At 74.5% G+C, this 17,124-nt stretch carries 14 protein-coding genes; 4 read left to right on the forward strand and 10 right to left on the reverse strand.

The features are described from left to right. Window positions 1-52 precede the first annotated feature (52 nt). Entirely contained in the window at window positions 53-1,303 is a 1,251-nt protein-coding gene (locus AMK13_RS35850) for an MFS transporter (RefSeq protein WP_074005748.1), read from the reverse strand. Window positions 1,304-1,408: 105 nt separating this feature from the next. Next, complete coding sequence (locus AMK13_RS35855) at window positions 1,409-2,077, reverse strand: GntR family transcriptional regulator (protein ID WP_074005749.1); 669 nt, start codon at window positions 2,075-2,077, stop codon at window positions 1,409-1,411. Window positions 2,078-2,260: 183 nt separating this feature from the next. Between AMK13_RS35855 and lysA the strand changes: the two genes are divergently transcribed. Next, entirely contained in the window at window positions 2,261-3,640 is a 1,380-nt protein-coding gene (gene lysA, locus AMK13_RS35860; RefSeq protein WP_241853183.1) for a diaminopimelate decarboxylase, read from the forward strand. Window positions 3,641-3,649: 9 nt separating this feature from the next. After that, window positions 3,650-4,573, forward strand: coding sequence for a LysR family transcriptional regulator (locus AMK13_RS35865; RefSeq protein WP_049660390.1), 924 nt, complete (start codon window positions 3,650-3,652; stop codon window positions 4,571-4,573). Window positions 4,574-4,640: 67 nt separating this feature from the next. On the opposite strand, the gene AMK13_RS35870 is transcribed toward AMK13_RS35865, so the two are convergent. The 7 genes from AMK13_RS35870 to AMK13_RS35900 form a co-directional block, all read right to left on the reverse strand. Then, window positions 4,641-5,480: a serine hydrolase gene (locus AMK13_RS35870; protein WP_074005751.1), complete on the reverse strand. Its 840-nt coding sequence runs from the start codon at window positions 5,478-5,480 to the stop codon at window positions 4,641-4,643. Beyond that, window positions 5,477-7,105 (reverse strand): N-acyl-D-amino-acid deacylase family protein, encoded by a 1,629-nt coding sequence (locus AMK13_RS35875; RefSeq protein ID WP_241853178.1) that lies wholly within the window; start codon window positions 7,103-7,105, stop codon window positions 5,477-5,479. Before AMK13_RS35875 ends, AMK13_RS35870 begins: the two co-directional genes overlap by 4 nt. A gap of 29 nt (window positions 7,106-7,134) precedes the next feature. Next, a complete protein-coding gene (locus AMK13_RS35880; protein ID WP_107418955.1) occupies window positions 7,135-7,935 on the reverse strand; it encodes an amino acid ABC transporter ATP-binding protein in 801 nt (266 codons plus the stop codon). Further along, a complete protein-coding gene (locus tag AMK13_RS35885; RefSeq protein ID WP_234348503.1) occupies window positions 7,932-8,912 on the reverse strand; it encodes an amino acid ABC transporter permease in 981 nt (326 codons plus the stop codon). Before AMK13_RS35885 ends, AMK13_RS35880 begins: the two co-directional genes overlap by 4 nt. Before the next feature lie 31 nt (window positions 8,913-8,943). Next, window positions 8,944-9,834 carry an ABC transporter substrate-binding protein gene (locus AMK13_RS35890; protein WP_074005753.1) on the reverse strand — a complete coding sequence of 297 codons (891 nt, stop codon included), beginning with the start codon at window positions 9,832-9,834 and terminating at the stop codon, window positions 8,944-8,946. 190 nt (window positions 9,835-10,024) lie between these two features. Further along, the gene (locus AMK13_RS35895) at window positions 10,025-10,822 is read right to left on the reverse strand and encodes a hypothetical protein (protein ID WP_074005754.1); all 798 of its coding nucleotides are present in this window, start codon (window positions 10,820-10,822) and stop codon (window positions 10,025-10,027) included. 133 nt (window positions 10,823-10,955) lie between these two features. Next, the gene (locus AMK13_RS35900) at window positions 10,956-13,613 is read right to left on the reverse strand and encodes an SdrD B-like domain-containing protein (RefSeq protein WP_241853179.1); all 2,658 of its coding nucleotides are present in this window, start codon (window positions 13,611-13,613) and stop codon (window positions 10,956-10,958) included. Window positions 13,614-14,103: 490 nt separating this feature from the next. On the opposite strand from AMK13_RS35900, the gene AMK13_RS35905 reads away from it, so the two are divergent. Beyond that, window positions 14,104-15,072 (forward strand): NAD-dependent epimerase/dehydratase family protein, encoded by a 969-nt coding sequence (locus tag AMK13_RS35905; protein WP_074005755.1) that lies wholly within the window; start codon window positions 14,104-14,106, stop codon window positions 15,070-15,072. Window positions 15,073-15,236: 164 nt separating this feature from the next. On the opposite strand, the gene AMK13_RS35910 is transcribed toward AMK13_RS35905, so the two are convergent. After that, complete coding sequence (locus AMK13_RS35910; protein WP_074005803.1) at window positions 15,237-16,274, reverse strand: aldo/keto reductase; 1,038 nt, start codon at window positions 16,272-16,274, stop codon at window positions 15,237-15,239. A 119-nt stretch (window positions 16,275-16,393) separates the two neighbouring features. On the opposite strand from AMK13_RS35910, the gene AMK13_RS35915 reads away from it, so the two are divergent. Then, on the forward strand, window positions 16,394-17,014 hold the full coding sequence (locus AMK13_RS35915; RefSeq protein ID WP_074005756.1) for a TetR/AcrR family transcriptional regulator: 621 nt from the start codon (window positions 16,394-16,396) through the stop codon (window positions 17,012-17,014). Window positions 17,015-17,124 lie beyond the last annotated feature (110 nt).

Raw genomic sequence — 17,124 nt, forward strand, 5'->3', positions numbered from 1 at the left:
CGCCGCCCCCGCCCGGGGATGGGCGGGGGCGGCGGGGGCGGCGGCGGTGGGGTCAGCGGGAGGCCTCGGCGGGGGCCGTGCGGCGGGAGGAGAGGGTGATCACGGCGAGGCTGGCGAGGGCGAGGGCCGTCACCACGCTGAGCATCACGGTGTAGGAGGCCAGCGAGGAGAGCGCCGCGAGCACCGCGGGGAGCAGGAAGCCGGAGTAGCAGAGCGCGTAGTAGACGCCGGTGATGCCGGCCAGGTCGTCGGGGGTGACGATGCGCTGGATCTCCAGCAGGCCGGAGACCACCCCGATGCCGTAGGCGGCGCCGAGGAGGACCGCACCGGCCAGGCCGAGCAGCGGGGAGCGCAGCGCCGCGTCGGCGGCGCAGACGGCCATGCCGCAGGCCATCAGCACCATGGAGACGATGACGCCGCGCGCCGAGGAGAGCGAGTCCAGGCGCTTGGCGAAGGGCTGGACGAGGGCGCCGGTGCCGAGGGTGAGGACGGTCAGCAGGGTCGCGTAGGCCAGCGACCAGGGGCCGAGCCGGTCGCCGACCAGCTGCGGGGTCACCGCGTACGCGACGCCGGCCGAGCCGAACACCCAGGGGGCCATCGGCAGGACCACCCGGACGAAGCGCCGGTGCCCGGCCGCCGGGACCTTGAGGTCGGCCCAGAGGCCGCGGACGGCGGCGGTCGCCCGCGCCCGGGTCTCGACGGCCTTCGGGAGCAGGAACAACGCGGGCAGGGTGACCAGCAGGTGGGCGAGGTACGGGGTGACCATCGGCCAGGGGCCCCACTGGGCGAGCACGCCGGCCACCCCGGCGCCGAGGCCGAAGCCGAGGGTCAGGGCGAGGGAGGCGCGGCGGGCGCCGGCCCCCTGGTCGGCGGTCGGGTCGTGCGGGGCCTGGGAGAGCTCCTTGACCCAGCTGGTGCCGACGGCCATCGCGATGCCGACGGCTATGCCAGTGAGGAACCGCCCGGCGTAGATGGGGAGTTCACCGGTCACGCCGCCGCACAGCACCCCGCTGGCGGCGAGCGAGGCGGCCACCGCGCCGATCATCAGCGGGCGGCGCCCGTAGCGGTCCGAGGCGGCGCCGCCGACCAGCAGTCCGGGGACCAGCCCGAGGACGTACGCCCCCAGGAAGGCGTCCACGGTGACCTCCGAGTAGCCGCCGAGGTGGCGGTACATCAGCAGCAGCGGGGTGAACTGGTTGCCGCCCCACCCGCAGCAGAACATGGCCAGGGCGGCGAGCAGCCACGGCCGCCCCCGGCCGGAGGGTGCGACGGGACCGGCGGACGGTGGCCGGGTGGTGCTCATGGTGGTGCTGCTCCTTGTCGGATGGGAGGTCCCGGCGGTCCGTCGGGGCTGTGCGCGCGAAACGCCCGTCGGTGCGCGAACGCGTCGGCGCGCGATGGGGGAAGGTCAGCGGTCGGTGACGGCGCGGTGGGCGTCCAGGTGGGCGCGCAGGGCGGCGGTGAAGCCCTCGGCGTCGCGGGCGGCGATCCGTTCGACGAGCACGGTGTGCTCCTCGACCAGCGAGGCCAGCCGCTGCCGCTGCCCCTCCGGCTGCACCTGGAGCAGCTGCACGGCCATCCGGCGCTGGCGGTCGCGCAGCGCCCCGTAGAACCGTTCGGCGAGCTCGTTGCCGGAGGCCGTCACGATGCCCCGGTGGAAGGCCTCGTCGGCGTCGGCGAAGGCGCCGAGGTCGGCCCGGCGGGCGGGTTCGCGCTGCTGGTCGATCAGCTCGGACAGCTGCCGGACGAGCGCGTCGAGGCCGTCGGGGCGGCGGGTGATCCGGCGGACGGCGGTGCTCTCCAGCGCCTCGCGCAGTTCCAGCACGTCCTCGGCCTCGCCGGGGCCGACCGGCACCACCACGGCTCCGCGCTTGGGGAAGAGCTGGAGCAGGCCCTCGGCCTGCAGCCGCAGGAAGGCCTCCCGGACCGGGGTGCGGCTGAGCGAGGCGCGCTCGGCGATCTCGCCCTCGCTGATCAGCGTGCCGCCGGGGAGGCCGCCGCCGAGGATGAGGTCCTTGGTCAGGTCGTACGCGCGGTCCGCGGCCGGGACGCGGGCGGGGGGCGGGGTGTCGGCCATGGACCACACCGTAGCACCATAGATGCAAGCTTAGATGCAACAGTCGAGACAGAGCCGTGACCCGGGCCGGGAGCATCGGTTTCGGTACTGCTCAGGGCCGGAAGAATGCGCTTTCTCACCCCCTCCCGCAGGGCCGAGGATGGGCGGGGCCAACCAGCCTGCCGGGAGGAAGCCTTGTCCCCTGTGTCCCCAGCCCTGCCGCCCCTCGACCCGGCCCTGCCGCCCCTCGACCCGGCCCTGCCGCCCGTCGACCCGGGCCTGCTGCCGCTCACCGCCGAATTCCGCCCCGAGGGCCTGGCCGTCGGCGGCGTGCTCCTGGACGAGGCGGCCCGCCAGTACGGCACGCCGCTGTTCGTCTACGACGAGGAGCACCTGCGCCGGCGCTGCCGGGAGGCGGTGGCCGCCTTCGGCCGGGGCAACGTCGCCTACGCCTCCAAGGCCTTCCTCTGCACCGCGATGGCCCGCCTCGCCACCGAGGAGGGCCTGCTGCTGGACGTCGCCTCCGGCGGCGAGCTGCGCACCGCGCTGTACGCCGGGGTCGACCCGGACCGGATCGTGCTGCACGGCAACAACAAGGACGAGGCCGAGCTGCGCACCGCGCTGACCGTCGGCCTGCGCCACATCGTGGTGGACAGCTTCGACGAGCTGGACCGGATCGAGCGGCTGCACCGCGAGGAGGGCCTGCCCCCGGCCCGGGTCCAGCTGCGGGTGGCGCCCGGGGTCGCGGCCGGCGCCCACCAGGCCATCCAGACCGGCGGCCACGACTCCAAGTTCGGCTTCGGCCTGGCCGACGGCGCCGCCGCGGCCGCGGTGCGCCGCGCCCGGGGCTCCGCCGCCGTACGGCTGGAGGGCGTCCACGCCCACGTCGGCTCCCAGGTGCTGGACCCGGCCGAGCTGGCCGACGGCGCCGCCGCGGTGGCCCGGTTCGCGGTGGAGCACGGACTGCGCCGGCTGACCGTCGGCGGCGGCCTGGGCGTGGCCTACCTGAGCGGGCAGAGCGCCCCCTCCTTCGCGGTCTGGGCCGAGCGGGTCCGCGCGGCGGTGCGCGGCGCGGGCTGGAGCGGCGAGGTGGGCGTCGAGCCCGGCCGCTCGATCGCCGCCCGGGCCGGGCTGACGCTGTACCGGGTCGGCACCGTCAAGCGGATCGAGGGCGTGCGCACGTACGTCAGCGTGGACGGCGGGATGAGCGACAACCTGCGCCCGGCGCTGTACGGCGCCCGCTACGAGGCCTTCCTGCCGCGCTGCCCCGAAGCGCCCCGGCCGGGGCACGCCCGGCTGGTCGGCAAGCACTGCGAGAGCGGCGACGTGATCATCGACGACGCCGCGCTCCCCGCCGACCTGCGGGTCGGCGACCTGCTGGCCACCCCGGTGACCGGCGCCTACGGCTACGCCATGGCGTCCAACTACAACAAGCTGCCGCGGCCCGCCGTGGTCTTCGTCCGCAACGGCGAGGCCCGCCTGGTGGTGCGCCGGGAGACCGAGCACGACCTGCTCCGGCTGGACGTGGCCGCCGGCGACGGCCTCGGGGAACCGGTGGCTGCGCAGCGGTCGCATGCCGTCTAACCTGGGCCGATGCTGAACAGCGCCCGACTGCACGTCCTCCTGGAGATCGCCCGCCGGGGCACCATCGTGGCCGCGGCGCAGGCCCTGCACCTGAGCCCGTCCGCCATCTCGCACCAGCTCGCCCGCCTGGAGCAGGAGCTGGGTGTCGCGCTGGTGGAACGGGCTCCGCAGTCCCTGCGCCTGACGCCCGCGGGTGTCCGGCTGGCCGAGCACGCCCAGGCGATCGCCGATCTGATGGCCGTCGCCCAGGACGACCTGCGGGCGCACGCCGAGGGCGCGGCCGGGGTGCTGCGGATCGGCTTCTTCGCCTCCGCCGGGCTGGACCTGCTGCCCCGGGCGCTGGCCGCGTTCTCCGCCGCGAACCCGCAGGTGGAGCTGGAGCTGATCATGGGCCAGCCGCACGAGCTGGTCCCGGACCTGGAGGCCGGCCGGCTGGACGCGGCCGTCGTCTTCGAGCACCCGCTGGACCCGTGGTGCCGCCAGGCGGCGGTGGACGTGCGGATGTACTTCGAGGAGCCGCAGCTGGTCGTGGTGCCGCTGCGGCACCGGCTCGGGCGGCGCTCGCTGGTGCGGCTGGCCGAGCTGGAGGGCGAGAGCTGGATCGGCACCCACGGCGGCAGCACCGGCGAGCCGGTGCTCGAACGCGCCTGCGCGGCCGAGGGGTTCCGCCCCCGGGTGCGCTGCCGCAGCGACCACTACCAGGTGACCATCAACCTCGCGCGGGCCGGCATGGGCGTCGCGCTGATCCCGGCGCTCGGCCTGGCCGACAGCGCCGGGGTGCACGTCTGCCGGCTGGACCACCCGCAGCTGCACCGCCGGATCGGGGTGGCCACCCGGACCACCAACCGCAACCCGGTGCTGCGGTCCTTCCTCGCCGAACTCGGCGCGGCGGCCGGGGAGATCAGGTCGCTGCTCGACATGCGCTGGGCCTGACCTCCCCGGCCCGGACGTCCCCCGGCCCGGACCATGCCCGGCCCTGACCTCCCCGGCCCGGAGCCCGTCAGGCCGGCCGCTGGGCCCAGGCCGCGAGGGCGCCGCCGACGTCCCGGATGGCGTGCACGGCGGCCCGCTCGGTGCTGGGCCCGAGCGCCACGTCCCAGTGCGCGACGACCGCGTAGGCCACCCGCCGGGCGCCCACGATGACGCCCGCGTCGGCCCGCACCCCGGTGTCCGTACCGGTCTTGTTGGCCACCAGCAGGCGGCCGGGCAGCGGTTCGGGGAAGCCGGGGGCGTACGGGTCGTGGTCGATCAGCGCGGGCACCAGCCCGTGGTCGGTGTTGGCGCGCATCCAGCCGAGCAGCCGGGCCGAGGCCCCCGGGGTGGCCATGGTGCCCCGGACCGCGAGGGCCACCAGGCGGGCCAGGTCGCGGGCGGTGCCGGTGGCGAAGACCGGCGGGACGTCCGGCCCGCGCTCGTCGCGCACCCGGTCGTGCAGGGTGAGCCGCTCCAGCCCGAGGTCGCGGGCCAGCCGCGCGGTGGCCGGCAGGCCGACCAGCCGCAGCAGGGCGTTGGTGGCGGTGTTGTCGCTGACCGCGGCGGTCAGCCAGGCCAGGTCCTCCACCGTCCAGCCGGGGCGGCTGAGCCGGCCGAGCAGGCCGGTGCCGCCGGTGACGTCCTCGGGGAGGATCGCGGCCGGCTGCCCGGCCGCCAGTTCCCCGTTGTCCAGCCGCCGGGCGACCTCGGCGAGCAGCAGCAGCTTGGAGGCGCTGGCGACGGGCAGCACGACGGTGTCGTCCACCCCGACCGCTTCGCCGCCGTCCACGTCGACGGCGGCCACCGCGAGGGTCAGCGGGAGCGCCGCCGAGCTGCGCGCGGCGGCGGCCACCTGGGCGAGGCTCATCGGACCCGCACCACCTCTCCGGCCCGGCTCGCGGTCGGCCGGCCGCCGCGCACCGCGACCCGGCCGGCCACCACGACGGTCTCCACGCCCGCCGGCGCCAGCAGCGGCCGCTCGAAGGTCGCGCCGTCCAGGACGGCCGCCGGGTCCAGCACCACCAGGTCGGCGACGGCGCCGTCCCGGACCACCCCGCGCCCGGCCAGCCGGAACCGCCCGGCGGGCAGGCCGGTCATCTTGTGCACCGCGAGCTCCAGCGGCAGCAGGCCCTGCTCGCGCCCGTAGTGGCCGAGCACCCGGGCGAAGCTGCCCGCCCAACGGGGGTGCGGGCGGCCGGGTTTGGGCACGCCGTCCGAGCCGATCATGGACAGCGGGCTGGCCAGCACCCGGCGGACGTCGTCCTCGCGCATCGAGTGGCTGATGATGGTCACCTCGCCCTGCGCCTCCAGCAGCAGGTCGCTCACGTAGTCGACCGGGTCGGCGCCGCGCTCGGCGGCCAGGTCGGCGATCCGGCGGCCCTCGGCGGTACGGCGGGCGGGCGCGGCGGCCACCGAGATCAGGTCCCAGCCGCCGTTGCCGACGGTGTTCTCCCAGCCCTCGACGCCGTTCGCGATGTCCGCCCGGATCCGGTCCCGCACCTCCTTGCTGCGCAGCCGCTCCAGCAGGGCGGCCGGCCCGCCCTCGCTGGTCCACGGCGGCAGCATCGCGTGCAGCACGGTGCTGCCGGCGGTGTACGGGTAGACGTCGCAGAGCACGTCCACGCCGTCGGCGCGGGCCTGTTCCAGGCGCGGCAGGGTGCGCAGGGTGGCGCCCCAGGCGTGCCGCCCGGCGGTCTTGTGGTGGGAGACCTGGAGCGCCGCGCCGGAGCGCACCGCGATCTCCAGCGCCTCCTCCAGGGCCTTCTCCACCTGGGACATCTCGTCGCGCAGGTGCGTCACGTACGGCTTGCCGTGCCGCGCGGCGACCTTGGCCAGGGCCACGATCTCCTCGGTGTCCGCGTAGACGCCGGGCGGGTAGATCAGGCCGGTGGAGAGGCCGGCCGCGCCCTGGGCCAGCGCCCGGTCGAGCAGGTCGCACATGGCGGCCAGCTCCTCGGGGGTGGGCGGGCGGTCCTCGAAGCCCATCACCCCGGCGCGCAGCGTGCCGTGGCCGACCAGCGAGGCGATGTGGTTGCGGCGCAGTTCGGGCCGCTGGCCGGCCGCGAAGGCGTCGAAGTCCTCGGCGGGCAGCACCGGCCCGAGGCCGAAGGAGACCCGCAGGTGCCCGGCCAGTTCGGGCAGCCGCTCGGGCAGGGCGGGGAACAGGCTGATCCCGCAGTTGCCGCTGATCTCGGTGGTGACGCCCTGGAGCAGCGGGGCGAGCCGCAGTTCGTCCAGGGCGTCGCCGTCGGTGTGGGTGCCGCCGCCGAAGGGGGCGGCGAGCGCGTCCGAGTGGGTGTGGACGTCGATGAAGCCGGGGGTGACGACCCGTCCGGTGACGTCCAGCGTCTCGGCCGCGGCCACCGCGGTGCCCGGCGGCAGGACGGTGACCCGGGCCCCCGCGACGGCGAGGTCGGCCGCGCGGCCGGGCGCCCCGGTGCCGTCCACCAGGGTGCCGCCGCGCAGCAGCAGGTCGACCGGGGTCGTGGTCACGTCCGCTCCCATCAGTCCTGTCGCTCCCATCAGAGCACCGTCGAGAGGAAGGCCCGGGTGCGGTCGTGCCGCGGGGCGGTGAACACCTCGGCCGGGCTGCCGGCCTCCACGACGGCGCCCTCGTCCATGAAGACGACCCGGTCGGCGACCTCGCGGGCGAAGCCCATCTCGTGGGTGACGACGATCATCGTCATGCCGCTGCGGGCGAGGTCGCGCATCACGCCGAGCACCTCGCCGACCAGCTCCGGGTCGAGCGCGGAGGTGGGCTCGTCGAAGAGCATCAGGGTCGGTTCCATGGCCAGCGCCCGGGCGATCGCCACCCGCTGCTGCTGGCCGCCGGAGAGCTGGGCCGGGTAGTGGTCGGCGCGGTCGGCCAGGCCGACCCGGGCGAGCAGCTCGCGGGCCCGGCGCTCGGCCTCCTGGCGCGGGCGCCCCTTGACCGCGATCGGGCCCTCCATCACGTTCTGCAGCGCGGTGCGGTGCGGGAAGAGGTGGAAGCGCTGGAAGACCATGCCGATCCGCTCGCGCTGGTGGCGGATGTCGCGCGGCCGGCGCTCGCGCAGCCTGCTGCCGGAGGCGCCGTGCGGCTCGTAGCCGACCAGTTCGCCGTCCACCTCGATCCGCCCGGCGTCGATCTTCTCCAGGTGGTTGAAGCAGCGCAGCAGGGTGGACTTGCCGGAGCCGGAGGGGCCGATCACGCAGAGCACCTCCCCCGCCCGGACCTCCAGGTCGATGCCGCGCAGCACCTCCAGCTCCCCGAAGTGCTTGCGCACCTTCCGGGCCGACAGGACCACCTCGGCGGTCGGCTTCGCCGGATCCGTACCCGTCACTTGCCCTCCCCCTTCTTCACGCGCTTCTGTGCTGCGCCGCGCCCCGGCCGCAGGTTGGCCAGCACCCGGCGGTGCAGGGCCGGCGGAGCGCCGGCCGGGTTGAACTTCCGCTCCACCGCGTGCTGGGCGACGCTCGCGATGGTGGTGAGCACCAGGTACCAGAGGGACGCGACGATCAGCAGCGCTATCACCTCGAAGTTGGCGAGGTAGAGGTGCTGGGAGACGGTCATCAGGTCGGCGCCGGCGATGACGGAGACCAGCGAGGTGGTCTTCAGCATCGAGATGAACTGGTTGCCGAACGGCGGGATGATCACCCGCATCGCCTGCGGCAGCACCACCCGGGTGAGGATCTGCCGGTTGGACATGCCGAGCGAGGCGCCGGCCTCGCGCTGCCCGGGGTCGACGCTCTGGATGCCGGCCCGGACGATCTCGGACATGTAGGCGCCCTCGTTGATCGACAGGCCGAGCAGCGCCGCCACGAAGCCGGTGATCAGGGTGTTGGACTGCCAGCTGACCAGCTTGGGCCCGTCGAACGGGATGCCGATGCTGATCTCCGGGAAGAGCAGCGCCAGGTTGAACCAGAAGATCAGCTGGACCAGCAGCGGGGTGCCGCGGAAGAACCAGGTGTACGCCCCGGCGGTGGTCCGCAGCACCGGGCTGTCGGACAGCTGCATCACCGCGACCACCACGCCGATGACGATGCCCACCACCTGGGAGATCAGGGTGAGTTGGACCGTCACCCAGAGCCCTTCCAGGATCACGCCGTCGAACTGGTACCGGGCGACGATGTCCCAGTGCAGGTTGGGGTTGACGATGATCGTCCAGGCCAGCCAGACGGCGACGAAGGCCGCCGCCAGCACGGCGAACCAGCGCGCCGGGCGGGGCCGGCCGGTGACCTCGAAGGCCAGGTCGTCGTCGGCCGCGGTCTCGGCGGTCGGGACCCGGCCGGCCGGTGCGGGCATCGCGGGGTCTCTCATGTCGGTGCTCATCTCGTCGGTGCCGCCGTTCTCACTGCGCCGCGTTGACGGTGGCGCGCTCCACCGCGCTGCCGCCGACCTGGTAGGTGTCCAGCACCTTGCGGTACTCGCCGCTCTCGATCAGCTCCTGGAGCGCCTTCTGCACCGCGTCGCGCAGCCCGGAGTCCTTCTTCGCCACCGCGATGCCCCAGGGCGCCGTCCCGTACTGGTCCGGCAGCACCTCGTAGGAGCCGCTGTTCTGCACGAACATCTGCGCCACCGGGTAGTCCACGATCGTGGCCACGGCCCGCTCGCTGTCCAGCTGGAGCAGCCCGGTCGGGGCGTCCTCGCTCTGCGAGATCGCCATCCTGGTGGCGCACTTGGCGTTCTGCTGCTCGCCGATCTCCAGGTTGGAGCTGCCCTTGGCGAGGACCACCTTCTTCCCGCAGAGGTCCTCCATGGACTTGATGCCCTCGGGGTTGCCCTTCTTCGTCATGATCACGCCGCCGGTGCGGAAGTAGTCGACGAAGTCGACGGCCTGGCGGCGCTGGGCGCTGTCCGTCATGGAGGACATCACCAGGTCGTAGCGGCCGGCCTGGAGGCCGGGGATCAGGCCGTCGAAGGAGGAGTTGGCGAGCTCCAGCTTCAGGCCGAGCCTCCCGGCGACGGCGGCGGCGAGGTCCGGGTCGACCCCGGTCAGCTCGGTGGTGCCGGGCTTGTACATCTCCATCGGCGGGTAGCCGACGGAGGTGGCGACTCTGAGCACGCCGCTCTGCTTGTTCTTCGCCGGGAGCAGCTCGGCGGCGCTCTTCCCGGCGTTCTGCGCGGCCTGGGCCGCGCCGGCGGCCGGGGAGCCGCCCTGGTCGGAGCGCCCGCAGGCGGTGGCGGCCAGGACGACCAGGGACAGTGCGGCCAGACAGCGCAGGGAACGGGGGCGGTTCATCGGCTACTCCCTCGGGCGGTGACGGTGCGCCGATGCTGGCAGCCGGGTCCGGGTGAACGGAAGATGATGAAGCTATTGCTGCCTCACCAACGATTTTTGTACGGCTGACCGCCCTGTCCTGCGGCTTCCGGCCGTACCGGGCCGGCCTGGTCGCCCGGTCAACCGGTCGGCCGACCGACCGGTGCGCCGGTCAGCCGGTGAGCCACGGGGCCTCGGGCAGCTTGGCGTCCGCCTGCCGGCCGGCGAGCTCGACGGTGGTGGGGGTGCCCAGCCCCGGCATCCGCATCGTCACCCGGCGCAGCCCGCCGTCGCCGTCGACCCAGTAGGTCAGCGGCGAACGGGCGCCGTCGGGCGCGGCCCCCTGGGCGCGCGGACCGGCGAAGCGGTCGTAGCCCTTGCCGTCGATCCGGTCCCGGCCCAGCCAGCGGGCCCCGGACTGGGCGAGCAGCAGCGGGTTGTCGGGGCGGTCCGCGCCGAGCTGGACCAGCAGGTTCAGTCCGGCGTCCAGCGGATCCGCCGTGTAGGTGCGCGGCGACCAGCCCTGGCGCGGGATGCGCTCGGCCTGCTCCCAGGCGGGGGCGTCGGTGGCGGGGGCGGTGCCGGCCTGGTCGGGGGCCAGCCCGAGGCCGCCGGTGTCCCAGACGATCAGGCCGTGGTCCAGCGCCCCGCTCGCGCCGGTGGTCCGGTAGCGGCCGACCCCCCGGTGGTTGCGGTAGTCGACGACCCCGTCGACCCGGATGGTGACGCCCCCGCCCTCCTCGGCCGTGAGCGTCACCGCCACCGGGCTCGCCTGGTAGAGGTTCAGCCGCGACAGGGCGAGCCGGCCGGCCTCGTCGGTGGTCACCGGGCGTTCGACGGCCTCGTCGGAGACCGTCCGGTAGACGGCCACGCCGCCCGCCGCGGCGCCGCACACCACGATCGCGATCAGGGCCTTGAGCCAGTGGGACCGCCGGGGCCCGCGGCCGTCGGCCTTCGTCTTGCGGGGCATGCAGCCGCTCCCTCTCCTCGGTCGGACACGACAGTCGGGCGGGCCCGGGGACCAACGGTCCCACGAACCCGCCCGATTCGGGCCCGGTGCCGGTCTCCCCGCACCGGGCCCGGTACGAACACCCCGTCCGGGGCTAGCCGCGCTGGGCGGCCTTGCGCCTGCGGGCCACCAGCACCGTGGCGGTGCCGAGGGCGATCAGCGCCGCCGCGCTGGTCAACACGATCGGCATCCCTTCACCCGCACCGGTGTTGGGCAGGTGCCCGGAGGCCGGGGGTGCCGGGGCCGGCGGCACCGGGGCCGCCGTCGTCGGCGCCGGGGTCGGCGTCTCGGTCGGGGTGGGCGTCGGTGTCGGCGTCGGGATCAGCTTGTTGACGGCCGTCACCTCCACACCGGCGTCGAGGTTCGCCGAGGTCAGCTTCAGCGGACCGAAGACGGTGACCTCCGGCGCCGCGTAGCCGTCCGGCGGGCTCAGCTCCTGCCAGTAGTACGTCCCCGGCACGCCGGTGCCCTGGCAGATGCCGTCGGCGCCGGTCGTGCAGGGCTCACCGACCTTGGTGTCGGGCTTGTCGCCGGTCGGCTGGAGCCCGTCGGTCCCGTTGGTCTCGTGCCACAGCTGGAACTTGGCGCCGGCCAGCGGCTTGCCGTCCTGGTCGTGCTTGACCAGGCGCAGCGCGCCCTCCTGGAGCCGGAAGCCGAAGTCGTAGGTGTGGTCGTTCTCGCCGGGGCCGCCGGTGGTCAGCGCCCGCTCCGGGAACCTGCCGTCCTTCGGAACGATGCCCTTGGAGTCGATGAAGTGGTTGTCACCGACGTCGTGGTCGGTCGGCACCCACTGGAAGAGGGGGCCGTCCTTGGCGTAGTCCGCCGGGTTGTCCAGCTTGATCGTGTACTTGGTCCTCGGCTTGAGGCCGCCGTCGACGTTGCTGTCGTCGAAGTAGTACTCGCCGCGCTTGGTCGTCTTGGTGGTGCCGACGAGCTTCCCCGACTCGTCGTACAGGTGGACGGTGGCACCCGGAACCGGCTTCTGGCCCGGCAGTTGGAGGCCGCTGCGCTCGGGGTCGTACCAGACCCGGTTGCCGATCTGGAGCGGCGCCTGGTCGCAGAGCACCTCCAGGTCGCCCATCGCGGCGCCCTTGCCGAACGGCGGGATACCCGGGCCCGTGTTGAGCCGCACGCCGCCGTCCGCCTTGCCGTCGCGCTTCTGGAAGGCGCTGCCGTAGCCGTAGGCCTGGCTGTCGCTGTCGTAGCCCGAGGTCACGATGGAGTCCTCGACCTTCGAGAACGCCATCCCGGCGTTGGCCGGGTTGTTGTGGCCGATCCGGGCGTTGTCGAAGAACCGCTGGCCCCGGGCCTTGGACCCGCAGCCCAGGTTGGTGTCCAGCACGTACGTGCCGTTCTCCGGGCAGGCCTTGAGGAGGTCGCCGCCGGGCAGGACCTTGGACATCACGTTGCCCGTCGGGCTGGCCGCCGACTGGTCGCCGAAGCGGTCCCGGAAGGCGAGCAGCATCGAGCCGTCGGTCTCGAAGGCGATCTCGGCGACCGCCGGCTCGGGGTTGGCCAGGTAGCTGGCCCCGCAGGCCTGGCCGTTCTGGGAGGTCGGGAAGGTGTCCTGCCACGGGAACCAGGCGGTGCCCGGGCACGGGCCGCCGACCGTGGTGCCGCGCGGGTAGTCGAGCGGCTGGTTCAGCACGGCCGGCTTGAACGCGCCGGTGGACAGGTCGAACGGCAGCACCACGGCGCGCAGGTCCGTGGCCTTGCCGGTGGACTCGCCCGAGCAGACACCGCCGAGGAAGCCGGTGCCGTCCTGGATGCCGAGGCCGTACGGACGCCAGTCCCCCGGCGCCGGGCAGCCCGGGTCCGGGATGGCGTAGGCGGCCTTGGGCGCGGCCGCCGTCGCCGCGGTGGCGTCGTAGCGGTAGAGCTTGCGGTCGTTCAGGTTGACGACGAAGAGGTCCTTGCCGTCGTCGGTGATCTTGATGCCGCCGAGGCTCTCCTTGCCCACCGGGGCCAGGAAGCCGTCGTCGTTGCCCGGGCCGTGCGGGGTGGTGCCCGCGTCCGGGACGGTGGCGAACAGCGTGGTCTTCTTCGTCGCCCAGTCGGTGACGTAGATCCCGCCGGGGCCGCCGGGGCCGTAGGCGGTGGTCCGCTTGGCCTGGGCCGAGGAGAACACCCGCTTGTCGGCCTTGTTCCAGGCGATGCCGTACAGGTTGCCGGTCTGCCCGGCCGTGGCCACGTCGGTCAGGGTGAAGCCGGTGCCGGCCGTGCCCCGGGACTCGTACGGGAAGGACACCAGCGTGTGCTGGGCGGCCCCGTCCTGGGGCGGGTTCTGACAGGTCGACACCAGCGGCGCGTTCTTCTGGCAGTAGTCACCCGGGCTCCAGAGCCCCGTGGTGATCTCCACCTTCTTGCCGCCGGAGAGGTCGACGAACTCCTCGTTGGAGCTCAGCTTGTTCGGCCCGCCGTCCAGACCCTCGCGGGAGGCGAAGGCCGGGTACAGCACGCCCGGCTTCGGGTTCACCACCTGGACGCGGTACTTGCCGCCGGTCAGCTTGCTCGCGGCCGGCGCCAGCGTCACCGTGCCGTCCGCCGCCGTGGTGCCCTCGATGGCGACCCCGGCCTCGTCGGTGAGCGTCACCTTCACGCCCGCCATGCCCGATTCCAGCCCGGGCGTCCACACACCGTCGGTGTCCACGGCCCGGATCACGTGGACCGCCACCGTGCCGTCGCCGGTCTGGGGGAAGGCCGGCGGGGCCGCCGCCAGGGACCAGGAACCGGCCAGTACGGCCAGCGTCACCGCGCCGCCCGCGGTGCGAAGGCCCGCGGCGCGGCGGCCGGGTGGACCCGTCCGCCGCCCGCCGGAGCCGCGCGCGGCACCGACGGTTCGATCATTTGTCGTCGTCATCCCTGCTCTCATCATCCAGTTGGGCCTGCCGCCCGACCTCGGGAGCGAGTTCGCGAGTGGCGGAAAGCCGCCATTGTTAACGGGAGCTTAAAGGGACTTCACACAAGTTCGCCGGGAAACAAGGAACTTTGACAGGAGATCAGACGTTACGAGGCCGTCACGGCTGCTCATCCGGCCCCGGCCGTCGAGCCGTTGACCAGCGCCGATCCGCCTGCTGCGGCCCGCCGCCCCCGGCCGTCACCGTACCGCACCGTTGACCGTCGAACACTCTTCCCCCCGGAACCGTCCACACCGGGCCCCGACTCACCCACCCCACCCACAACTTGGGCAACAACCGGCCACCGGCTGGCCCCGCCCCGGGGAGGACTGGCACGATGTCCGAATGCGCATTCTGGTCATCGGCGGCACCCGCTTCATCGGATTCCACTTCGCCGAGGCGGCACTGGCCGCCGGGCACGAGGTCACGGTGGTGCACCGGGGCCGCTCCGGCGCCGGACTCCTCCCGGACGCCACCCACCTGATCGCCGACCGCGACGCCGACCTGTCCGCGCTGCGCGGCCGGCACTGGGACGCCACCGTCGACCTCTGCGCCTACTACCCGCGCCAGGTACGGGAGTTGGCGGCCGCCCTCGACCCCGGCGCCGCCGGGCGCTACCTGCTGGTCTCCTCGCTCTCGGTGTACGACGTCCCGGCGGCCCCGGGCTACGCCGAGGACTCCGCCCTGCTCCCCGCCGACGGCCCGGAGGCCGAGGAGATCACCGCCGAGACCTACGGCGTCCTCAAGGTCCAGTGCGAGCGCGCCGCCCGGCAGGCCTTCGGCCCGGAGACCCTGCTGGTCCGCCCGACGTACGTGATCGGCCCCCGCGACTACACCCACCGCTTCGACTACTGGGTGGAGCGCCTCACCCGGGGCGGCGAGGTGCTCGCCCCGGGCCGGCCGGAAGCGCCGCTCCAGGTGGTCGACGTCCGCGACCTCGCCGCCTGGATGCTCGCCCTGCTGGAGCGGGGCGCCTCCGGCGCCTACCACGCCGCCACTCCCCCGCCGTTCGGCATCGGCGACCTGCTCGACGCCGTCGCCACGGCGGTCGCCCCGCCCGGCACCACCCTCACCTGGGTGGACGAGGACTTCCTCCGGGCCGCCGGCGTCCAGGAGCGCGCCCTCCCGCTCTGGCCCGCCGACCCGGAGAGCCGCGCCACCAGCACCGCCGACCCGGCGGCCGCCCTCGCCACCGGCCTCGCCCTCCGGCCGGTGGCCGACAGCGCCCGCGACATCCAGCCGTTCGAGCGCGTGTCGGGCACCCTCGACCCCGAGCGGGAGGCCGAACTCCTCGCCGCCTGGCACCAGCGGTAGCGGTAGCGGCGCCGACGCGGAGTCCACCGGCACGGGGCCGACCGCCGCCCCGCGACAGCCGGTCCGGCCCCGGCCCGGACATCTCCCGGGCCGGGGCCCACGCCGCTCGGGCCTCCCTCGCCTCCGCTGGTCGCCACGCCCCTCCCCGTCCCTCCCCGCGCGCCTCAGCCCGCCAGGGGCGGGTTGAGCCGGGCGAACGCCTCCTGCCGCCGGTACGGGAAGTACGGGTACGGCGCGGTGCGGGCGCTCGCCGCGTCCAGCCGGGCCACCTGCTCCTCCGTCAGGGACCAACCGACCGCGCCGAGGTTCTGCCGCAGCTGCTCCTCGTTGCGGGCGCCGATGATGACCGAGGAGACGGTCGGACGGCGCAGCAGCCAGTTGATCGCCACCTGGGGGACGGTGCGTTCGGTCTCGGCGGCGACCTCGACCAGCGCGTCGACCACCCGGTACAGCAGCTCGTCCTCCACCGGCGGGCCGTAGTCGGCGGTGTCGTGCAGCCGGCTGCCGTCCGGGAGCGGCTGCCCGCGGCGGATCTTCCCCGTGAGCCGGCCCCAGCCGAGCGGGCTCCAGACCAGGGCGCCGACGCCTTCCTCCTGTGCGAGCGGCATCAGTTCCCACTCGTAGTCGCGGCCGACGAGCGAGTAGTAGACCTGGTGGGCGGCGTACCGGGGGCGGCCGTGCCGGTCGGCGAGGGCGAGGGACTTCATCAGCTGCCAGCCGGAGAAGTTGGAGACGCCGGTGTAGCGGATCTTGCCGGCCCGGACCAGGTCCTCCAGGGTGGCGAGCACCTCCTCGATCGGGGTGCCGGCGTCGTAGGCGTGCAGCTGGAAGAGGTCCAGGTAATCGGTGCCGAGGCGGCGCAGCGCGTCGTCGACGCTCCGGACCAGCCGGGCGCGGGAGGTGCCGGCGTCCTGCGGGCCGTCGCCGGTGGGCAGTCCGGCCTTGGTGGAGATCAGCACCTGGTCGCGGCGGCCGCGGACCGCCTGACCGAGCACCTCCTCGGAGGCGCCGTCGGAGTAGACGTCGGCGGTGTCGAAGAGGGTGACCCCGGCGTCGATGGAGATGTCGAGGAGCCGGCGGGCCTCCTGGACGTCGGTGGTGCCCCAGGCGCCGAACAGCGGGCCGCGCCCGCCGAAGGTGCCGGTGCCGAGACTGAGCGCGGGCACCTTGAGTCCGGACGCGCCGAGCCGGCGGTACTCCATGTCGGTGGCGATGGTCATGGCGGATTTCTCCCCTCGAAGCCCCTAATGGGACCACTGTTCCGTTAGGATGCTCTGAACCTAGCAGAGTCCACCCGTCTAATGGAACAGGAATCCCGTTAATGGCCGTCGAGCCCTCCACGCCCGGCACGGTCCGCCCCGGCGGCCGGACCGCCCGGGTCCGCGCCGCCGTCCTGCGCGCCGCCGAGGACGCCCTGGTCGAGCGCGGCTTCAGCGGCCTCGACCTCGGCGACATCGCCCAGCGGGCCGAGGTCGGCCGCACCACCGTCTACCGCCGCTGGGGCAGCACCACCGCGCTGGTCGCCGACCTGCTCGCGGACATGGCCGAGCAGTCGCTGCCGCGCACCGACAGCGGCTCCCTCGCCGGGGACCTCCGGGCCAACGCCCGGCTCGTCCAGCGCACCCTGGCCGACCCCCGGCAGGGCGCGCTGTTCCGCGCCGTCATCGTGGCGGCGACCTGCGACCCGGACGCGGCCGAGGCCCTGCGGCACTTCTACCGGCGCCGGATCGAGGAGTGGGCGCCGTGCGTCGCCGCGGCCGTCGAGCGCGGCGAACTCCTGCCGGACACCGACGGGTTCGAGGTCGTCCGGGCGGTCTCGGCGCCGCTCTACTACCGGATGCTCACCACCGCCGAGCCGCTGGACGAGGCCGCCGCGGACCGCGCGGCGGAGGCCGCCGAGGCGGCGGCCCGCGCCGGGGCGTACCGGCGGCAGGGCGGCTAGGGACGCGAACGGCCGCACAGCGCCGAAGCGTTGTGCGGCCGCCGGGTGCGGCGAGGGCCCTGGAAGGCCGGAACGACGCTCCGACATCATCCGACCGACGGCGGGGGCCG

Origin of the sequence: Streptomyces sp. CB02056 (assembly GCF_001905545.1) — a bacterium.
Classification (GTDB): domain Bacteria; phylum Actinomycetota; class Actinomycetes; order Streptomycetales; family Streptomycetaceae; genus Kitasatospora.

Coding starts and splice junctions, on each gene's coding strand:
- AMK13_RS35915 (WP_074005756.1), top strand. CDS start 16,394: ATGGCCGTCGAGCCCTCCACGCCCGGCACGGTCCGCCCCGGCGGCCGG.
- AMK13_RS35885 (WP_234348503.1), bottom strand. CDS start 8,912: ATGAGAGACCCCGCGATGCCCGCACCGGCCGGCCGGGTCCCGACCGCC.
- AMK13_RS35895 (WP_074005754.1), bottom strand. CDS start 10,822: ATGCCCCGCAAGACGAAGGCCGACGGCCGCGGGCCCCGGCGGTCCCAC.
- AMK13_RS35910 (WP_074005803.1), bottom strand. CDS start 16,274: ATGGAGTACCGCCGGCTCGGCGCGTCCGGACTCAAGGTGCCCGCGCTC.
- AMK13_RS35905 (WP_074005755.1), top strand. CDS start 14,104: ATGCGCATTCTGGTCATCGGCGGCACCCGCTTCATCGGATTCCACTTC.
- AMK13_RS35850 (WP_074005748.1), bottom strand. CDS start 1,303: ATGAGCACCACCCGGCCACCGTCCGCCGGTCCCGTCGCACCCTCCGGC.
- AMK13_RS35890 (WP_074005753.1), bottom strand. CDS start 9,834: ATGAACCGCCCCCGTTCCCTGCGCTGTCTGGCCGCACTGTCCCTGGTC.
- AMK13_RS35855 (WP_074005749.1), bottom strand. CDS start 2,077: ATGGCCGACACCCCGCCCCCCGCCCGCGTCCCGGCCGCGGACCGCGCG.
- AMK13_RS35870 (WP_074005751.1), bottom strand. CDS start 5,480: ATGAGCCTCGCCCAGGTGGCCGCCGCCGCGCGCAGCTCGGCGGCGCTC.
- AMK13_RS35865 (WP_049660390.1), top strand. CDS start 3,650: ATGCTGAACAGCGCCCGACTGCACGTCCTCCTGGAGATCGCCCGCCGG.